This is a genomic window from Rhodopila globiformis (genome assembly GCF_002937115.1).
GTDB classification, from domain to species: Bacteria; Pseudomonadota; Alphaproteobacteria; order Acetobacterales; family Acetobacteraceae; genus Rhodopila; species Rhodopila globiformis.
The window spans coordinates 51572-71240 of the sequence record NZ_NHRY01000266.1; the positions used below are offsets into that span (position 1 = coordinate 51572).

Annotated in this window: 16 protein-coding genes and 1 tRNA gene; 8 read left to right on the forward strand and 9 right to left on the reverse strand. The window is 66.7% G+C overall.

The window, feature by feature from the left end; translation table 11 throughout:
* Positions 1 to 137: 137 nt before the first annotated feature.
* The 8 genes from speD to CCS01_RS34050 all read left to right on the forward strand — a co-directional run bounded on the left by speD (position 138) and on the right by CCS01_RS34050 (position 9630).
* Entirely contained in the window at positions 138 to 617 is a 480-nt protein-coding gene (speD, locus tag CCS01_RS29490; RefSeq protein WP_104522349.1) for an adenosylmethionine decarboxylase, read from the forward strand.
* A gap of 72 nt (positions 618 to 689) precedes the next feature.
* Positions 690 to 1559, forward strand: coding sequence for a polyamine aminopropyltransferase (speE, locus tag CCS01_RS29495; protein ID WP_104522350.1), 870 nt, complete (start codon positions 690 to 692; stop codon positions 1557 to 1559).
* Between the two features lie 101 nt (positions 1560 to 1660).
* Entirely contained in the window at positions 1661 to 2554 is an 894-nt protein-coding gene (locus CCS01_RS29500) for a tol-pal system YbgF family protein (protein ID WP_104522351.1), read from the forward strand.
* Positions 2555 to 2561: 7 nt separating this feature from the next.
* A complete protein-coding gene (gene tilS, locus CCS01_RS29505) occupies positions 2562 to 3869 on the forward strand; it encodes a tRNA lysidine(34) synthetase TilS (protein WP_146102026.1) in 1308 nt (435 codons plus the stop codon).
* A gap of 145 nt (positions 3870 to 4014) precedes the next feature.
* Complete coding sequence (gene ftsH, locus CCS01_RS29510; protein WP_104522353.1) at positions 4015 to 5934, forward strand: ATP-dependent zinc metalloprotease FtsH; 1920 nt, start codon at positions 4015 to 4017, stop codon at positions 5932 to 5934.
* A 1036-nt stretch (positions 5935 to 6970) separates the two neighbouring features.
* Positions 6971 to 7909 (forward strand): aspartate carbamoyltransferase catalytic subunit, encoded by a 939-nt coding sequence (locus CCS01_RS29515; protein WP_104522354.1) that lies wholly within the window; start codon positions 6971 to 6973, stop codon positions 7907 to 7909.
* Positions 7899 to 9170, forward strand: a complete 1272-nt coding sequence (locus CCS01_RS29520) for a dihydroorotase (RefSeq protein WP_104522355.1) — start codon at positions 7899 to 7901, stop codon at positions 9168 to 9170. Before CCS01_RS29515 ends, CCS01_RS29520 begins: the two co-directional genes overlap by 11 nt.
* A 142-nt stretch (positions 9171 to 9312) precedes the next feature.
* Positions 9313 to 9630, forward strand: a complete 318-nt coding sequence (locus CCS01_RS34050) for a DUF3574 domain-containing protein (protein WP_158258675.1) — start codon at positions 9313 to 9315, stop codon at positions 9628 to 9630.
* A gap of 76 nt (positions 9631 to 9706) precedes the next feature.
* Here the strand turns inward: CCS01_RS34050 and CCS01_RS29530 are convergent, their stop codons facing one another.
* From CCS01_RS29530 to murB, 9 genes are all read right to left on the reverse strand, one after another.
* Complete coding sequence (locus CCS01_RS29530) at positions 9707 to 10747, reverse strand: OmpA family protein (protein ID WP_104522357.1); 1041 nt, start codon at positions 10745 to 10747, stop codon at positions 9707 to 9709.
* Between the two features lie 194 nt (positions 10748 to 10941).
* The gene (locus tag CCS01_RS29535; protein ID WP_104522358.1) at positions 10942 to 11997 is read right to left on the reverse strand and encodes an OmpA family protein; all 1056 of its coding nucleotides are present in this window, start codon (positions 11995 to 11997) and stop codon (positions 10942 to 10944) included.
* Between the two features lie 179 nt (positions 11998 to 12176).
* Positions 12177 to 12272, reverse strand: a tRNA-Sec gene (locus CCS01_RS34055).
* Between the two features lie 18 nt (positions 12273 to 12290).
* Positions 12291 to 13643, reverse strand: a complete 1353-nt coding sequence (selA, locus tag CCS01_RS29540) for an L-seryl-tRNA(Sec) selenium transferase (RefSeq protein ID WP_104522359.1) — start codon at positions 13641 to 13643, stop codon at positions 12291 to 12293.
* A 308-nt stretch (positions 13644 to 13951) separates the two neighbouring features.
* Positions 13952 to 15499, reverse strand: coding sequence for a cell division protein FtsZ (gene ftsZ, locus CCS01_RS29545; protein WP_104522360.1), 1548 nt, complete (start codon positions 15497 to 15499; stop codon positions 13952 to 13954).
* 73 nt (positions 15500 to 15572) lie between these two features.
* On the reverse strand, positions 15573 to 16874 hold the full coding sequence (ftsA, locus tag CCS01_RS29550; RefSeq protein ID WP_104522361.1) for a cell division protein FtsA: 1302 nt from the start codon (positions 16872 to 16874) through the stop codon (positions 15573 to 15575).
* Between the two features lie 12 nt (positions 16875 to 16886).
* A complete protein-coding gene (locus CCS01_RS29555) occupies positions 16887 to 17798 on the reverse strand; it encodes a cell division protein FtsQ/DivIB (RefSeq protein ID WP_104522362.1) in 912 nt (303 codons plus the stop codon).
* The gene (locus tag CCS01_RS29560) at positions 17786 to 18706 is read right to left on the reverse strand and encodes a D-alanine--D-alanine ligase (RefSeq protein WP_104522363.1); all 921 of its coding nucleotides are present in this window, start codon (positions 18704 to 18706) and stop codon (positions 17786 to 17788) included. Before CCS01_RS29560 ends, CCS01_RS29555 begins: the two co-directional genes overlap by 13 nt.
* Entirely contained in the window at positions 18703 to 19653 is a 951-nt protein-coding gene (gene murB, locus CCS01_RS29565) for a UDP-N-acetylmuramate dehydrogenase (protein WP_408887520.1), read from the reverse strand. Before murB ends, CCS01_RS29560 begins: the two co-directional genes overlap by 4 nt.
* Between the last annotated feature and the right edge of the window lie 16 nt (positions 19654 to 19669).

The following is a 19669-nucleotide window of genomic DNA, read 5'->3' on the forward strand; positions in this document are numbered from 1 at the left end:
TCGCCCCTGGAACAAAAAATGGGCTTGCACCCGGGGGGCCTAGTCATCATGTTGCGCGGCCTTGGCCCCAGGGGACCGTAGGCGCGCCGCAGCGCGTACGGTCCAACAGGCCGTCTACTGGTAGGAAGGGGTACGCGATGAACGCACTCAGCCCACTGGGGATGGTCTCGGAACTTCCGAGCAGCAACCAGTCTTATTCCGACGCTGAGCGGAATCTCACGGAAGGTCAGGATATCGAGGTCCAGAAGGACTACTTCGTGCAGAAGGACGGCGTTAAGTTCGCCGGAACGCATCTGCTGGTTGATCTGTGGGGTGCTTCAAACCTGGGCGACCCGGCGCATATCGACCGCGCGCTGCGCGAAGCCGCCGAGGCGGCCGGCGCGACGATTCTGCACGGCCATTTCCATCACTTCTCGCCAAACGGCGGCGTCAGCGGCGTGCTCGTCCTGGCGGAGAGCCATATCTCCATCCATACATGGCCGGAGCGTGACTTTGCCGCCATCGACATCTTCATGTGTGGCGCCTGTAATCCGTACCATAGCCTGCCGGCGCTGAAGGCCGCCTTCGCGCCGCAATCCGTCAATCTCGGTGAACAGCGGCGCGGCCTGATCGCCTGATCGGCGGCTGGCGCACCGGATCAGTAACGGCTCGGGCGCAGGCCCGGGCCGTTGACGCATGGAGCGAGGGCTATGGCCACGGATAGTTGGATTAACGAAACGCTTTACCCGGCATGGGGCCAGCGTTTCCTGGTCGTGCGCGAACTGGCGCGTGTGAAGAGCGAATTCCAGGACATCGTCATCTTCGAAAGCGCGACGCATGGCCGGGTCATGGTGCTCGACGGCGTCATCCAGATCACCGAAGCGGACGAGTTCGTCTACCAGGAGATGCTGACCCACGTGCCGCTGCTGGCGCATGGCGCGGCCGAGCGGGTGCTGATCATCGGCGCCGGTGACGGCGGCGTGCTGCGGCGCGTCCTGCAGCATCCATATGTCAAGCGCGCCGTGATGGTCGAGATCGACGGCGAGGTCATTCGCCTGTCGAAGGAATTCCTGCCGGGGATCGCCGGCGACGCCTGGAGCGACAAGCGGGCCGAGGTCATCGTCGGCGACGGCATCGACTACGTGAAGCGGGCGCCTGACGCCTCGTTCGACGTCATCATCGTCGATTCCACCGACCCCATCGGCGTCGGCGAAGTGCTGTTCACCGACGATTTCTATCGCAACTGCGCGCGCATCCTGACCGGCCGCGGCCTGGTCGTGAACCAGTGCGGCGTGCCGTTCATGCAGGCGGACGAACTGCGCGATACCAGCGCGCGCCGGCGCCGGTTCTTCCCGCATGTCACCGCTTATGTCGCTGCCGTGCCGACCTATGTTGGCGGGTTCATGACCCTGGGCTGGGCGGCGAAGGATGCATCGCTGGCCATGACGCCGGTGGACGTGATCAGGGCACGCGCCGAGCAGGCCGGGATTTCAGGGATGACGCAGTATTGGACTCCGGAAATTCATACCGGCGCATTCAATTTGCCCCCGTATATTGCGCGTCATCTGCCAACCGCCTGAAAAACCCGCAGGCCGCCGGCAGCATCGTATCGGTTCCGCCACCAAACTGCCGCGGCAATATGCTACGGAAGCTGTCTCGTCATCCTCATGAGGAAGTCTGTATGCGGTCCGTTGGTGCAGGTCTTGTCGCGGCCTCGCTTCTGCTGGTCAGCCCGGTCATCCGGGCACCGGCCATAGCCCAGATCGACAGTCGCGAGGGCATCGCGCTGCAGAACGAGATCTACCAGCTTCGCCAGGAACTGAGGGGGCTGGAGGGTCAGGTGGCCCAAGGTGGCGGCGCGGCCGCTGGCGGTGCGCCGGCCTATGCGCCCCCGCCGCAGTCCTCGGCCAGCGGCGATCTCGTCGCCCAGCTTCTGACGCGGGTCGATGCGCTGGAGGAGCAGGTGCGCGAGCTCCGCGGCCGCATCGATGAGACGCAGAACGAATTGCAGCGGCAGGGCGCGGACCTCGGCAAGCGTATCGACGACCTGGCCTTCCAGGTCGGCCAGGGCGGTGCGGGCGCGGCGGCTGGTGGGACGCCACGATCCGCCGAACCGGGCCCCGCAGCGCGCTCCGAGGCACCGGCAGCACCGCCCCCTCCGGCGCCGAACCCGCCGCAGCGTCCGGTGAAGCGCACGCCGGAACTGACCTTGCAGGAAGGCAACGCAGCGCTTGCCCGCCGGGACTATGCGGCGGCGGAGGCCGACGCGCGCGAGGTGCTGGCCAATCGCACGTCGCCACGCGCTTATGATGCCCAGCTTCTGCTCGCCCGGTCGTTATCCGGCCAGCGGCAGTATGCCCAGGCGGCAATCGCCTACGACGATGCCTATAATCGTTCCCGCAAGGGCGCCCACGCGCAGGACGCCCTGCTCGGGCTGGCGGAATCGCTCACGGCGATCAACGAGAAGAAGGCAGCGTGCGACACGTTGAACCGTCTGCGGGCCGAGTTCCCGCAGCCACACGCGGAGGTTCGGGCCAGAATGGCCTCGACGGCACAGCGGGCCGGCTGCCGGTAGCCTGTTCGTGACGGACGCCGCGGCTTGCCTGGAAGCCGCGTTTGCCGCGGCGATGGACAGGCTGGGGCCATATGCGCCTGAACCGGCGCTCGCCGTTGCGGCTTCCGGCGGCGCCGACAGTACGGCCCTGGCCGTGCTGGCCAAGGGCTGGGCGGATTCGCGGCAGCGTCGGCTGTGCGCCCTGGTGGTCGATCACGGCCTGCGTTCGGAATCGGCGGCCGAGGCGGTGGTCACGGTCGAACGGGTGACACGCCTTGGCATCCCGGCCCGTCTGCTGACCCTGACGACGCTGGCGCGGGGGCCGGCCCTGGCGGAGCGGGCGCGGCTTGCACGCTATCAGGTGCTGTTCGAAGCGTGCCGGGAGGCCGGATGCCGCGACCTGCTGCTGGGTCATCATGCCGCGGATCAGGCAGAGACGGTGGCAATGCGGATTCTCCGCAACAGCGGCACCCACGGCCTCGCTGGCATGGCCGCGTCCCGGGAGGTGGATGGCCTGCGTCTGCTGCGCCCGCTGCTGGCCTTTCCGCCGAAGCTGCTGCGGCACTACCTGACCGAGCGCGGCATCGGCTGGATCGAGGATCCGTCCAACCGTGACCTGCGGGCGCAGCGTCCCAGGCTGCGGCAACTGTTCACCGGGACGTTGTCCGAACCGACCCTCCTGGCGCTGACGCAGGCAATCTCGGGCGTCGGCCGGCTGCGCGCGGACGAGGAAGCCGAAACCGCCGCCGAACTGGCGGAGCGTGCGGCCATTCATCCTGAAGGCTTTGCGCTGCTGTCGCCCGGCCGCATCAGCGAGGCCGCCTTGTCCAACCTTGTGCAGACCATCGGCGGCGCAGCCTATCCGCCCTCGCCCGCCCAGATCGCACCGCTGGCCGCTGAGCCGAAGCCGGCAACCTTGGGCGGCGTGCGGATTTTGCCGGCCGGACGGCTTGGTCCCGGCTGGCTGGTCGTGCGCGAGGAGGCGGCGATCGCCCCGCCGATTGACGCGACACCGGGCGCTGTCTGGGACAACCGCTTCCGGCTGATCGTCACAAAAGGCTCGCTTGCGGGCGCGACAATCGGCAAGCTTGGCGCCGACGCCGCAAGGTTCCGCGCGCGCTCCAACCTGCCGTCGATCGTGCTGCGCACCCTGCCGGCCATCAGGCTCGGTAAAATTGTGGCAGCGGTACCGCATTTAGGGTATGGAATCCGTGAGGATGACGTTCAGATAGCCGTGCCGTTCGTTCCGGTCACCCCCGTTGCCGGTTCCCGCTTTGTGCCAGCGGATGCAGCGGGACCGAATCAACCGGCATCAAAAATGCCTTCAGGGTTGTGATTCGCTTCGGCTTGGTGAACCATTCTGTTATCGCGGGGATGTAGCTTTCGATCCCGCACACTATGTAATGGCTGTGTTGCACGGCCAATCGCCCCCGGGCGGGTGGTCGATGCCTCTGACGGACTGTGAACGTGAGCAAAATCATATGAGCAATTTCGGCCGGAACCTCGCGCTGTGGGTGATCATAGCCCTGCTGCTCGTGGTGCTATTCAATCTGTTCCAGCCCGGAGTGACCCATACCAACTCAACACAGATCGCCTATTCGGACTTCATCACGGAAGTGAACTCCGGCCGTGTGCGCGATGTGGTGATACAGGGACGGACCGTCTCCGGCCAGTTGAACGATGGGCGAACCTTCCAGACCTACACACCGGAAGATCCGACCCTGGTCAAGACCCTGACCGACAAGAACGTCCGGGTGATCGCCAAGCCGGAAGACAGCGACGTCAATCCGTTGCTGCACTACCTGCTGTCGTGGTTCCCGATGCTGCTGCTGATCGGCGTCTGGGTGTTCTTCATGCGGCAGATGCAGTCGGGCGGCGGCCGGGCCATGGGCTTCGGCAAATCCCGGGCGCGCATGCTGACGGAGAAACAGGGGCGCGTGACGTTTGAGGACGTCGCCGGCATCGACGAGGCCAAGGGCGAACTGCAGGAAATCGTTGAATTCCTGAAGGATCCGCAGAAGTTCCAGCGGCTCGGCGGCAAGATCCCCAAGGGCGTGCTGCTGGTCGGCCCGCCCGGCACCGGCAAGACGCTGCTGGCTCGCGCCATCGCGGGTGAGGCGAACGTGCCGTTCTTCACCATCTCGGGCTCCGACTTCGTCGAGATGTTCGTCGGCGTGGGTGCCTCGCGCGTCCGCGACATGTTCGAGCAGGGCAAGAAGAACGCGCCGTGCATCATCTTCATCGACGAAATCGACGCCGTCGGCCGCCATCGCGGCGCCGGCCTCGGCGGCGGCAACGATGAGCGTGAGCAGACGCTGAACCAGATGCTGGTCGAGATGGACGGCTTCGAGTCGAACGAAGGCGTCATCCTGATCGCCGCCACCAACCGTCCGGACGTACTGGACCCGGCGCTGCTGCGTCCCGGCCGCTTCGACCGGCAGGTGGTGGTGCCGAATCCGGACGTGAACGGGCGGGAGAAGATCCTGCGCGTGCACATGCGCAAGGTGCCGCTGGCCTCCGACGTCGATCCGAAGGTGATCGCCCGCGGCACGCCGGGGTTCTCCGGGGCCGATCTGGCGAACCTGGTGAACGAGGGCGCGCTGCTGGCGGCACGGCTGGGCAAGCGGGTCGTCGCCATGGCCGAGTTCGAGGCCGCCAAGGACAAGGTCATGATGGGCACCGAGCGCAAGTCGCTGGTGATGTCCGAGGCCGAGAAGCGCATGACCGCCTATCACGAGGCCGGCCACGCCCTGTGCGCCATGCACGAGCCGGAATGCGACCCGGTCCACAAGGCGACGATCATCCCGCGCGGCCGTGCGCTGGGCCTGGTCATGAGCCTACCGGAGGGTGACCGCTACTCCAAGTCGAAGTCCAAGCTGTTGTCGGAACTGACGATGGCGATGGGCGGACGCGCGGCGGAGGAGATCATCTTCGGGCCGGACAAGGTGTCGAACGGCGCGTCGGGCGACATCAAGATGGCGACCGACCAGGCGCGACGGATGATCACCGAGTGGGGCATGTCCGACAAGCTCGGCATGATCGCCTACGGCGACAACAGCCAGGAGGTGTTCCTGGGTCACTCCGTGACGCAGAACAAGAACGTGTCCGAGGCGACGGCGCGGGAGATCGATGCCGAGATCAAGGGCATCATCGACCGGGCCTATGCCAAGGCGCGGCGGCTGCTCACCGAGAACATCGAGGAACTGCACCGCCTTGCCCGCGGCCTGCTGGAGTATGAGACGCTGAGCGGCGACGAAATCCGGACAGTGCTGCGGGGCGAGCCGATCATCCGCAAGATCGTCGATGAGCCTGCGCCCGAGTCGCGCCGTGCCTCGGTGCCGACAACGGGACGGCCGGTGCCGACACCTCCGGGGGCCACACCGGCGCCACAACCCGGTTAAGGCCCGGGCGGACAGATTCGTCAGAGACTGAAATGGCGGCCTTCGGGCCGCCATTTCTTTTGCAGCCCGGCCCGTTGTCCCTTTGGCCCGTCGCCCCACCGTCGCGGCCGGGGGTGTCCCCATACGCGCTCACATAACGGGGAACAGGGCGTGGTCGTCTCCCTATCGTCATGGCCGGGCGTGTCCCTACCGCATGCACACATCCCGGAAACAACCGCAAAACCAGGAGCTCGCCCAATGCCTGGGAACGCTGCCGCTCTTTCGCGGAGACGCGTTTGGCTGGCAAGCGACCGGCCGAGGAGACGCCGGGCCGGGTCGCCGTGGTGTGGTCCGCACATCCGGTGTGGGGCATCCTGCCCATTGGGATGGGGCGGGGGCGGGTTGGCCACCGCAATCAAGCGAACACGGAGTTGCACGGTGTTTGCACGGAGTTCCGCAGAGTCTTCCGGGGCGCCCGCAACAGGGTCGCCCCCGTGGCAGCGTCCGAGGATTTCATGCGCTGCGCGCGAAGCGCCGTATCCCCTTTCTCTGCGGAACTCCGTGCGAACGCCGTGCAACTCTGTGTTCGCTTGATTGCCGTCGGTGAAACCAGCACCGGCGATGACAGTACGGAGCCGCGGCTGCAGCGGACCGTTTCCGAAATCTGTGCATCCCGTAGGGCGTGTCCCGGCCATCTACCCCCCCCACCGTCGAAGCGCAGATGGCCGGGACACGCCCGGCCACGACGGTGAGGCAACGGTCCGGGCGCCAAATCCTTCTCCAACCGTCACCCTGCCCTGATAGCCATGGGGACAGGCCCGGCCATGACGATAGAGCGGCGATGGGGCGACGACCTTCGGTTGCACCGTCGAATTTCGCGCTGTGGCTCTACAGCAGACCGCAGGCCGGTTGGGATGCACAGGTGGCCTGTCCTCATCGTCATGGCCCGGACGAGCCGGGCCATGACGATGCGGGTGCGCCGTCGCCCTGTCCCAACCGGCCTGCGGTCTGCTGTAATGCTGTTGACGGCCCGCGCCGGTTGCTGCAACCAAGGCCGGTGTTCTACCGAAAGAAACATCTCCTGGCGATCGAAGGGCTGGAACCGCCCGCGATCAGCCAATTGCTCGACCTCGCCGAAAGCTACGTGCTGCTCAACCGCTCGGGCAAGACGCAGCGTGACCTGCTGCGCGGGCGCACGCTGATCAACCTGTTCTTCGAGGACAGCACCCGCACGCGGACCAGCTTCGAGCTTGCCGGCAAACGGCTGGGGGCCGATGTCATCAACATGTCGGTCTCGACCTCGTCGGTGAACAAGGGCGAGACGTTGATCGACACCGCCGCCACCCTGAACGCGATGCACTGCGACCTGCTGGTGGTGCGGCACGACCAGTCCGGGGCGCCGAACCTGCTGGCGCAGATCGTCGATGCGGCGGTGATCAACGCCGGTGACGGGACGCACGAACACCCGACCCAGGCGCTGCTCGATGCCCTGACGATCAAGCGGCGCAAGGGGCGGATCGCCGGGCTGACCGTGGCGATCTGTGGCGACGTCACCCATTCGCGGGTGGCCCGCTCCAATATCCATCTGCTGACGACCATGGGCTGCCAGGTCCGGGTCGTCGGGCCGCCGACGCTGATCCCGGCCGGAGTCGCGGACCTGGGCGTCAGCGTGTTCCACGACATGGCCGCCGGCCTCGACGGTGTGGACGTCGTCATGACGCTGCGGCTGCAGCGCGAACGGATGGCGCGTGGCCTGGTGCCCAGCGCGCGGGAGTATTTCCGCTTCTACGGCCTGGACCACGAGAAGCTGGCCCGCGCCCGGCCGGATGCCATCGTGATGCATCCCGGTCCGATGAACCGCGGCGTCGAGATCGACAGCGCGGTGGCCGATGACCCGGCGCACAGCGTCATCAAGGAACAGGTCGAAATGGGCGTGGCCGTCCGAATGGCGGTGCTGGATATCCTGTCGCGGGGCCAAGGTCGGAATGAACCCTGATACGCTGTTCTCCGGCGTCCGCATCCTGGGCGCCGGAGTCGATCTCGTTGGCGACCTGCTGGTGCGGGACGGGCTGATCGCTGATTTCGGCCCCGCGCTGGGCCGTCCGGATGGTGCCACGCGGATCGAGGCGACCGGCGCCATCCTGTGCCCGGGGCTGGTCGACATGCGGGCGGCGCTCGGTGAGCCGGGCTTTGAATACCGCGAAACCATCGCCTCGGCCGCGCAGGCGGCGGCAGCCGGCGGCATTACCACCCTGGCCGCCCTGCCCGATACGCAGCCGGCGATCGACGATCCGGCGCTGGTGCATCTGCTGCGGACCCGGGGCGAGGAAACCGGCAGCCTGACCATCCTGCCCTACGGCGCCGTCACCAAAGGCTGCCGCGGCGAGGAGCTTGCCGAGCTTGGGCTGTTGCGGGAAGCCGGGGCGGTCGCCTTCACCGACGGCTCGCGCGCCATTGGCCCGGCCCGCATGATGCGCCTCGCCTTGTCCTATGCCCGCGGGTTCGGCGCCCGGATCGTGCAGCACCCCGAGGAGCCGTCGCTTGCCGCCGGCGGGTCCGCCACGGAAAGCGAGCAGGCAACCCGGCTCGGCCTGCCGGGCATTCCGGCCGCGGCGGAAGCGATGATGGTCGCCCGCGACATCAAGCTGGTCCAGTTGACCGGCGGCGCGGTGCATTTCGCGCATGTCTCGACCGGCGAGGCGGTGGCGCTGATCCGCCAGGCCAAGGACGCCGGCCTCGCTGTCACCTGCGATACGGCGCCACCGTATTTCGACCTGAACGAGACCTCCATCGGCGAATTCCGCACCTATGCCAAGCTGTCGCCGCCGTTGCGCAAGGAGCATGACCGCAAGGCCGTGGCGGCGGCGCTGGCCGATGGAACGGTCGATGCGGTGGCGTCGGACCATCAGCCAAGGGACGTTGACGACAAACGCCTGCCGTTCGCGCTGGCGTCGGCCGGCGGCTCCGGCCTGGCGACGCTGCTCGCGGTGACGCTGGCGCACGTGCACAACGGGACAATCCCGCTGCCGGCTGCGATCGAGCTTCTGACGGCAAAGCCGGCGGCGCTTCTGGGGATTTCAGCCGGACGCATCGCCAGGGGCGCGGTGGCGGATTTGTGCCTGTTCGAACCGGATCGCATCTGGAAGGTCGAAGCCGGCAGCTTGCCGGGCAAGGCCCAAAATACCCCATTCGATGGGCGGGCCCTGGAAGGAGTCGTGCTGGGAACCTGGAAGCGCGGCAGGCGGGTGTTCGGATAGACGCTCCGCCGTGCGGCGGTTCCGGCCTGGCACGGCCTGGGCGTCGGTGCTCCATCGACTGTGCATCGCCGGACTTGCTGCCGGGCTTGCGTCCTGTGCGGCGCCCACGGCACCGTCCTGCGCCCCGGGCACGGGGCAGCCCATGCTGGTCTTTAATCTTTTCTTTGGCAAATCGATTCCGCGACGCGGCGACCTGACGCAAGCGGAGTGGCAGCAGTTTCTCGACGACAGCGTCACCGTCAATCTGCCGAACGGCTATACGGTCGTGGATGCATCCGGTGCCTGGATGGATCCGACGACGCGCCGAACGATCAAGGAAGCCAGCAAGCTGCTGATTGTTGCCCTGCCGGTGACGCCCCTCAGTCTGGCCGCTGTCAACCGCATCCGGAATGAGTATCAGTCCAGATTCCGGCAACAACTGGTCGGCATGACGGTGGAACCGGCCTGCGGTTCGTTCTGAACACCGGACCTCGACGGTCCCGCAACAAAAAGGGCGCCCGTGGGCGCCCTCTTCGTTACAGCCGGGTGGCCGTGATTTACTTGATGATGATTTCAACGCGCCGATTCTGCGGCTCACGCACGCCTGGGCCGGTCGGCACCAGCAGATGCGTCTCGCCGAAGCCCTGGATCGCGATCGCGCTCTTTGGCACGCCGTCCTTGACCAGTTCCGCGGCAACCGCCCGGGCGCGGCGCACCGACAGGCCCATGTTGTACTTCGCCGTGCCCGAGGTGTCGGTGTAGCCGTTCACCTCAAGCCGGGTGTACTGCACCTTGGTCGAGTTCGCCGCGGCTTCCGCAACGATCTGGCGGGCGCGGTCGGTCAGGGTCGCCTTGTCCCAGTCGAAGAACACCAGGTACGAACGCGACACCGGCGAGGGCGCAACCGCGGCAGGCGGCGGAGCCTCGGGCGCCGCAGCAGCGGGCGCGCCAAACGCGTAGCGCAGGCCGACGAGGATCGCGTGGTTGAAGTCGTTTCCGAGCTTCACGCCGTTATAGTTACGGCCCGTCAACCCCATGAAGCGGTATTCGGCAGTTGCCGACAGCCCGGGCACGACAGGGATGGGCATGGCCGCACCGACAATACCCTGGTAGGCGAAGGCGGCCTTGGTGCTGTCGAACGAACTCGAACTATTGGAAGCCGGGAACTGGACGTTGTCGTTAACCCATTGATAGCCGACGCCCGCGCCGACGTACGGCGTAAACATCGACGAAATCGTGGTGAAATCGTACAGCACGTTCACCATCGGGCCGAACTTCTGCTCAGACCCCTTCAGCCCGATGCTGCCGGACGGCTGGGTAACTTTGTCCATGCCGTTGTTGCGATAGTCGAATTCGAGTTCCGCACGCAGGCCGTTGCCGAATCCCCAACCGCCGGCGATGACGCCGACAGCGCCGAGATTGGTGTTCAGGTTGGTGTTGGACGTTTGCCCAACCGTGGCGATGGAGTTGACCGGCACCTGCTGCATGATGTTCACGCCAGCGCCCAGCGACATGTACAAGCCATCGACCGGCTGTGCCTGCGCCGCAAGCGGCAGCGCCAGGAACGTCGCTGCCGCCAGTGTATTGCGGAATGTCATTCGTTTCTCCTTTTCTTCAACCCGGCGAAGCGGACCAATGGCACGGGCCATATGTTGTCATATAACAACTATGATGGTATTGCAAGATGGTTGGGTCCGAGGTTGCGTCGCCGACGTTTGGTCTGGCGAAACGCAAAGCAACGAAAAAGGGGCGTCTGCGGACGCCCCCTTCGTTACAGCCGGTTGGCCGTGATCTACTTGATGATGATTTCGACGCGCCGGTTCTGCGGCTCACGCACGCCTGGGCCGGTCGGCACCAGCAGATGCGTCTCACCGAAGCCTTGGATCGCGATCGCGCTCTTTGGCACGCCGTCCTTGACCAGTTCCGCGGCAACCGCCAGGGCGCGGCGCACCGACAGGCCCATGTTGTACTTCGGCGTGCCCGAGGTATCGGTGTAGCCGTTCACCTCAAGCCGGGTGTACTGCACCTTGGTCGAGTTCGCCGCGGCCTCCGCGACGATCTGGCGGGCGCGGTCGGTCAGATTGGCCCGGTCCCAGTCGAAGAACACCAGATACGAACGCGACACCGGCGAGGGTGCGACCGCAGCCGCGGGCGGAGCCTCAGGCGCCGGCGCGGCCTGACCGAAGTTATAGCGAACACCAACCAGGATGGCGTGGTTGTAGTCGCTGCCCAGCTTGATCGAGCCAGGCGCAGTAGCGCCACCAGCAGCAAACGTGCCGTTGTACTTGCGGTCCTGCGGCATGCCCATGAAACGATAATCGGCCGTCAGCGCAAGGCCAGGCACACCGACGATCGGCATGGAGGCACCGATGATCGCCTGATACGCCCAACTGCCCGAGGTTTGGGTCCCGCTGCTGGTGAATCTGCCAACACCGTTGGAGCCATACAGGTTTCGCTCCTGCGCCCACTGGTAGCCAACGCCGGCGCCGACATACGGCTGGACAAACGGAACCAGGCCAACGAAGTCATACAGCACGTTGACCATCGCGCCGAACTTCTGCTCCTGGCCGCCCTGGTTGGAGCCGCTGAAGGTGTTGTAGCGATAGTCACCTTCCAACTCGGCCCGAAACCCGTTGCCAAGCCCGTAACCCACGCTGGCGACAGCAACAGGGCCAAGCTGCGCATTCAGCGTGGTGCTCGGCGACACGCGGCTGGGCTTCGCATTCTGGTTCTGCATGATGTTCACGCCGGCTCCGCCGCCGACGTACAGGCCAGTGATCGGTTGAGCGTTCGCCGCGAACGGCAGCGCCAGCACCGTGGCGGCCACCAATGCGTTGCGGAACTTCATTAAGCCTCTCCTCAATTTCCCATTCACGGCGAAACAGGTCGGAGGAATCGTCACCGGCCCACTCTTTCGCTGTGCCAACTATAACCATCCGGTTATGCGATAGCGAGGGGCTGACGCATCGACAAGCCACACTGTGGTCCTTATGCCACATAGACGGAGCGAAACTCACATTTTCGTGATGGCGGAAGAGAGCAGGAGTCGAACCTGCCCGGGACCGCTCGGCAGCCCCAACCGGGTTTGAAGTCCGGCCGACCCACCGGGGTCGCGTCTCCTCCGGGGTCACTATCGGCGCATTACCGCAACTGGGCAATGAAAGCGGCTTCATCGCCGGGTTCAAGACAACGGCAATCCAGGAACAGACGCCCCTGCGCGATGCGGCCGATGATCGGCCGCGGCAGACTCCTGAGGAAATTTGCTAATTCTTCCAGAGATTTGCCGCCGATCGCGACGGCCGCGGAAGGTAGCATGTCGATCGGTAACGCCCCTGAACCGATCTGGCTGCGGCAGGTCCGGACCTCAACCGCCCGGTCAGGCCACCGCTCGGCGACGACCGGACAAATCCGCTCCGCCGTCGCCCGGACCTCGGCTTCCGAGCGTGTCAGCAGACGCAGCGCCGGCAGCCGTTCGGCGAGTCGCTGCGGATCGAGATACATCCGCAGGACAATTTCCAACGCAGCCAATCGCCCTTTGTCGAGTCGCAATGCTCGCTTCAAGGGATTGCGGTTGATCGAGGATATCACTTCTTCGTGACCGACAATCAACCCCGCCTGCGGACCTCCCAATAATTTATCACCAGAAAAGGTGACGACACCGACACCAGCAGTCAGCGACTCGCGCGGGGTCCGCTCGTGCGGCAGGCCCCACTGCGCGAGATCCACCAGGCTGCCGCTGCCCAGGTCCTCGATCAGCGGCAAGCCAGCGTCATGAGCAAGGGCGCCCAACGTCTCGGCGGGAACCGAGGCGGTAAATCCGACAATGGCAAAATTGGCCTGATGCACGCGCATCAGCGCTCCCGTCGCGGGACCAATGGCGGCAGCGTAGTCGCGCGCGTGGGTGCGATTCGTCGTGCCAACTTCCCGCAGGATCGCGCCTGATCGAGCCATGATGTCGGGCACCCGGAAGGCCCCGCCGATCTCGATCAGCTCGCCGCGTGAAACCGGGACCTCCTTCCCGAGAGCGAGCGTGTTCAGCACCAGCATGACCGCTGCGGCGTTGTTGTTCACGACGGTTGCCGCCTCGGCACCGGTCAGCGCGCGCAGCAGGCCGGCGACGTGGTCATCCCGCTCCCCTCGCCGGCCCGAGGCGAGGTCGAATTCGAGGTTTGTCGCATTGCGCATGGCCTCGGCGGCCGCTTCGGCTGCTTCCGGCGGCAGAAGCGCCCGCCCCAGGTTGGTGTGCAGGACCGTGCCGGTCATGTTGAAGACCAGGCGCTGGGACCGGGCGAACCGGGCCGACAGCTGGTCCGCCGCTTCGTCGATGATCCGCGCGGCTGGCACCGCCGCCGGAAGAAGCCTGCGATGGGCGGACAGGCAATCCCGCAGCGCGGCGGTGACAGCCGTCCGGCCGAACCGGATCAGCAATACCTGGGTTTCCGGCGCCCGCAGCAGAGCATCGACGGAGGGAAGCGGGCTAGGCTGTCGGACCATGTTGCCTGCACCTGAGTTCGGGACCGGGAGGAACAAGGATGGTCGTGCAAATTCGCGTCCTGACAACCCGCCGTTGCGTCACCGTCATGGCAGGGCTAGTCCCATGGCTATCAGGACAGGGCGTCCGGCGGAGCAAGGGCTTCTCCCTCACCGTCATGGCCGGGCGTGTCCCGGCCATCTGCGCTTCAACGGTTGGGGGGTAGATGGCCGGGACACGCCGGGCCATGACGGTGGGGCAACAGGCGCCGCGATGTCAGCGCCTATACGCACATGGCGGGACCGCGTTCGTGATCCCGCCATCGACCAGCTTACGAGGTCTGCCGCCGCAGGAAGGCCGGAATCTCAATCCCCGGGTCCTCGGTGCCGGCGTTCGCGCGGGCCGGCATCGGGGCCGGTTCGGCCTGGTAGTCATCCATCGCCGGTTCCCTGCGCACCGGCTGCGCCTGGCCGATCGGCGCCACGGAGGGCGTCGCCCGCCGGCGGAACGCGCCGGTGACCGTATTGAACAGGCTGGTCTTGCTGCCGTCAGCGGCATTGAACGCCGGCGGCTGCGAACTCGGCACCGCGACGGGCCGCGGTCCATCCGCGAACAGGCTGGCGCGGGACGCCGGCTGGACAATCGGCTGCGGCTGGGCCTGAGGCGGGCGAAGCGGACGCGGCTGGGGCGCGACCTGGATCGGCTGCGGGTCCAGCGCCATGGCGGCGTTGCCCATCGTCTCGGGCGGCGGCGAAGCGTGCCGCAACGGAGACGGCGTGCTCGCCTGGGCAACACCCGGCACGGGTGCCGCCGCAGGAGCCGCACTGCGCACCAGGATCGGCTGCGGAGCCGGCGCGGCGCCACCGCCCACGGCAACCAGCTTCGGCCGCGCCTGCTCCGCCAGCTTCTGCGAATCGATGCCGGTCGCCACGACGGACACGCGGATGCGCCCTTCCAGGCTCTCATCCACGGCCGAGCCGAAGATCACGTTGGCTTCCTCGTCGACCTCCTGGCGAATCCGGTTCGCTGCCTCGTCGACCTCGAACAGCGTCAGGTCCTCGCCGCCGGTGATGTTGATCAGCAGGCCGCGGGCGCCGGACATGCTGGTATCCTCCAGCAGCGGATTGTTGATGGCAGCCTCGGCGGCCTTGATGGCGCGGTTCTCGCCCTCGGCCTCGCCGGTGCCCATCATCGCCTTGCCCATTTCCGCCATGACCGTGCGGATATCGGCGAAGTCCAGGTTGACCAACCCGTGCACCATCATCAGGTCGGTGACGCCGCGGACACCCATGTACAGAACCTGGTCCGCCATCTTGAAGGCGTCGCGCCAGGTGGTCCGCTCATTGGCCATTCTGAACAGGTTTTGATTCGGAATAACGATCAGCGTGTCGACATACTGCTGGAGTTCTTCGATGCCCTGGTCTGCCGCACGAGCCCGCCTGATGCCTTCGAACCCAAACGGCTTGGTCACCACGCCAACAGTCAGGATGTTTCTCTCCCGCGCCATCCGGGCAATCACCGGTGCCGCGCCGGTGCCGGTGCCGCCGCCCATGCCGGCGGTGATGAACACCATATGCGCGCCGTCCAGATGGCGATACAACTCGTCCGAGGCTTCCTCGGCCGCGGCCTTGCCGATTTCCGGCTTGGCCCCTGCCCCGAGCCCCTGCGTGATATGCGGGCCAAGCTGAATCCGCCGATCGGCCCGGCTGTGCATCAGCTGCTGGGCATCGGTGTTGGCGACAACGAATTCCACCCCTTGCAGGTTGGCGGCAATCATGTTGTCGACGGCGTTGGTGCCGCCACCGCCGACTCCGATGACGGTGATGCGGGGCGTAAAGTCGGTATGGCTCATCTGCGGGATCGTCAGGTTAAGGGTCATTTCGCTTTCTCCCCCGGGTTACGGGTCGGCTTTCGGGTTATTGTTACGTCTAAGCACTCGATTCGCGTGTAGGTCAGACACGTTCTTTCAAAAAATTGACCAGGCGGCGGAAGAAACCGACCGGCGGCTCACCGTCCAGATTCATGTCGTGAAACGTTCGTCCGTCGCCGGCTGCCCAGGCAAGCAGGCCGGCGGCGGTTGCGAACGCTGGGCCAGAGGCAAGCTCTGGCAGACCACGCAGCGTCGCCGGGCGGCCAAGACGAACCTGGCGGCCAAGCATGCGGGTTGCCATTTCGCGTACGCCCGGCAACTGGCATGCGCCACCGGTCAGCACCACGCGGTTGCCGGCGGCACGTCCGAGGCCGGACGTATCAAGTCGATCCTTGATGTATTCGAACGTTTCCTCGAGTCGCGGGCGAATGATATTGACAACCATACTACGCGGTACCCGCGCCAGTTGGTGGTCTTCTTCCCCCATCAGAGGAACCGGCAGCAGTTCACGATCGTCATCCGGGCTGGCTTCAACGTTGCCGTACAGGGTCTTCAATCGTTCCGCATGGGCCAGGGTCGTTGACAGGCCGATGGCAATGTCCTTGGTGACGTGCAGGCCGCCAATGCCAAGTTGAGCGGTGTGCATGATCTGGTTGTCGGCATAGACCGCCATGCTGGTGGTGCCGCCGCCCATGTCGATGACCGTCGCGCCAAGTTCGCGCTCTTCCCGTACCAGGCTGGACAGGCCGGCGGCCAGCGGCGCCGAAACGAGGTCCTCGATTTCCAGGTCGCAACGCGCGATGCAGGCCTCCAGCGTGCGCAACGACGTCGCCGCGGCATCGATGATGTGCAGGCGCGCGTTCAATGTCGTGCAGAACAGGCCGCGTGGATCAGCGACCTGCTCGGTTGCGTCGACGGCAAAATTCTGCGGCAGCACGTGGATGGCCTCGCGTCCGTCCACCTCGGCCCGGTCGCGGCCTTCGCTGACGACGCCACGGATGTCGACCTCGGCGACGGCCCGGCCGCCGACGGGCCACTGCACGTTGAACAGGCGCGACTCCGGCTGGCCGCAGGTCAGGTTGACCGTGACCGAGCGCAGCCTGACATCGGCCATGTCCTCGGCCTGCCCGACGCAGGCGCGGATTGCTTTCTCGGCCGCATCGATATCGGTGATGTCGCCGCCCTTCAGCCCGCGGCCCTTCTGCCAGCCGAAACCCAGCACGCGCAGCGTTCCGTCGCTCTCGACGCGGCCAATCAGGCAGGCGACCTTCGTCGTGCCGATGTCGACGACGCCGAAAGGACCGGCGCGGTGTGGCCGTGACGGCTCCGTCTCCGGCGGACCGGTTTCTGGAGGCGGAAGCACGCGGCGGGGGTTATCGGCCATGCGTTTCTCCTCCTATGTCGCTTTCTTCGCGACCACCGGGACCGTGGTCGCATTGGATCCGGATGGCGGTATGGGCGGCGTTACAAGCGGCTCCTTGGACTCGGGCCTTGGACGCAGCACGAGACGGTCGGGCAGACGCATATCGATGACCGCCAGCGGCCGATCGAGCACGGCGTGGTCGCGCTGCAACTGCATCAGGCGATCCAGCGCCACAGCCTCGTGCCCCTCGGGCAGCAGCACATCCATGCCGTTGGTCATGCGCAGGTTCCACCGGCGCTCGCCGACGCGCACGCAGGCCGCGACCTTCCCGGCCAGTGCCGGACGCTCGGTCAGCGCATCGAGCAGCACGGCGGCGGCGGCCGGCGCGCCGTTGCCGACGATCAGCGGCAGGTTGCGGAATTGCGAAATATCCTGGTTGGTAACGACCTGGCCGGCGCGATCCACCAGCACGAACTTTCCCTGGTTCTGCCAGATCGCGAACGGCGCCCGTTCCTGCAGGTAAACGACGACGGTGCCCGGCAGGCGGCGCTCGACCGTCGCATGCTCGACCCAGGACAGGGTCTCGATCCGGGCGCGCGCCTGTTCCAGCGAAAAGCCCAGGATCGGATCGCCCTTGCTGACACCGAGGGCAGCGCGCAGCAACGACTCGGGCGTGTTGGCGCGGCCCTGGATCTCGATGTCCGACACGCGCAAACCAAAGGAAGCCGTGGCGTCGCCAAGCCGCTCACGCAAGCTGGCCAGCGAACTGCCGGAACCGGTTGCGCCTTTGGGACGCACGGCATTGCCGACGAGGACAACCGCGAGCAGGACAGCGACGATACCAACGCCCGGCAGCAGGAACCGGCGCTGGCGCCGCAGCAGCAGCCGCCACGGCGAAGGCCGATCGTAGACGGAGTTGCGCGGGGACCGGGTTACGCGCGGCATGCGGCATTCTCCACCATCCAGGTGCAGAGCTGCGGGAAGCTGATCCGGCACCAGGCGGCCTGTTCCGGCAGCAACGACGTCGGCGTCATGCCCGGCTGCGTATTGATCTCCAGCAGCACCAGCCGCCCGGGTTCGCCCTGCGTATCGTCATAGCGGAAGTCGCAGCGCGAGGCGCCGCGGCAGCCGAGGGCGCGGTGCGCGGCGACGGCGATCTCCATCGCCTGCGCATAGGCATCCGGATGGATGTCCGCGGGTACGATATGACGCGAGCCGCCATCGGCGTATTTCGATTCGTAATCATAGAACGCGCCGGCGACCGCGCGGATCTCGGTCACCGCCAGGGCGCGATCGTCCAGGACCCCGACCGTCAGTTCGCGGCCAGGGATGTATTCTTCCACCAGGGCGTTCGGTCCGAAAGTCCAGTTTCCCACGATCACGGCGCGCCGGTTGTCGCCGCCGCGCACGACCTCAACGCCGACCGACGATCCTTCGTTGATCGGCTTGACCACGTAGGGAAACGGCAGCGGATCCCCCGCTTCGAGTTCCTTGACACAAACGATTCGCCCGGGCGCCACCGGCAGGCCGGCCGCGGCGAACAGGGCCTTCGCCGCCTGCTTGTCCATGGCGATGGCGGACGCGCGCACGCCGGAATGCGTATAAGGGATGCCCAGCCAGTCGAGCACGCCCTGGATCGCGCCGTCCTCGCCGAAGCGGCCATGCAGGGCGTTGAACACGACATCGGGCTTCGGCGACAGCGCGGCGATCACGGCGCCCAAATCAGGACCGGCATCGATCGGCCGGACATCGTAGCCCGACTCGCGCAAGGCGGCGACCACCTGCTCGCCGCTGGCCAGGCTGACCGCGCGCTCGGCGGAAATCCCGCCGTACAGGACAGCCACGCGGGTCATGCCACCACCTCCGGCTTGCCCGCGGGAATATCGATGGGGATGCCGATGCGGCGGATCTCCCAGTGCAGCGTCGCGCCGGTGGCGGCGAGCACGCGGCGGCGGACTTCCTCGCCAAGCCCCTCGATGTCCGCGGCGGACGCGGTGCCGGTATTGATCAGGAAGTTGCAGTGCTTGTTCGACACCATCGCCCCGCCCCGCGTCAGGCCGCGGCAGCCGGCGGCGTCGATCAGTTCCCAGGCCTTCATCCCATCCGGATTGCGGAACGTGGAGCCGCCGGTCCGGGCGCGTATCGGCTGCGACGCCTCGCGGTTCGCCCGGATCTCCGCCATGCGCGTGGCGATCAGCGCCGGCGCGCCCGGCTGTCCCCGCAGCCGGACCCCGGTCACGACCGCCCCGGCGGGCAGCGCGGCATGGCGGTAGGCGAACGCCAGTTCCGCCGGAACCAGGCGGCGCAGTTCGCCGGTGCGGGTGACGATCTCAGCCCAGTCGAGAACCGTCGCCAGGTCACCACCGTAAGCGCCGGCGTTCATCGCCACTGCGCCGCCGATGGAGCCGGGAATGCCCGAGAGGAATTCCAGCCCGGTCAGGCCGGCCGCGGCGGCATGTTCGGCAACCGTCACGTCCAGCGCCGCCGCGCCGGCGACCAGGCCGTCGGCCTCGGCGGTGATCGTGGAGAAGCCGCGGCCGAGGCGGATCGTCACGCCCGGCAGCCCGCCATCGCGGATGATCAGGTTGGAGCACGCGCCGATGACATGCACCGGCACCTCGTTCGGCAGTTCCCGCAGGAACACGGCCAGGTCCTCGGCATCGGCCGGCCGCACCAGCGCCTCGGCGGCGCCGCCGGCGCGGAACCAGGTGAACGGCGCCAGCTTCGCGTTCGCCTGCACCCGGCCGCGCAGCGGGGGCAGCGACTCGAGAAGACCGGGAAGGCGAGCGGCGGTCATCATCGGATCAGGGCCTTCC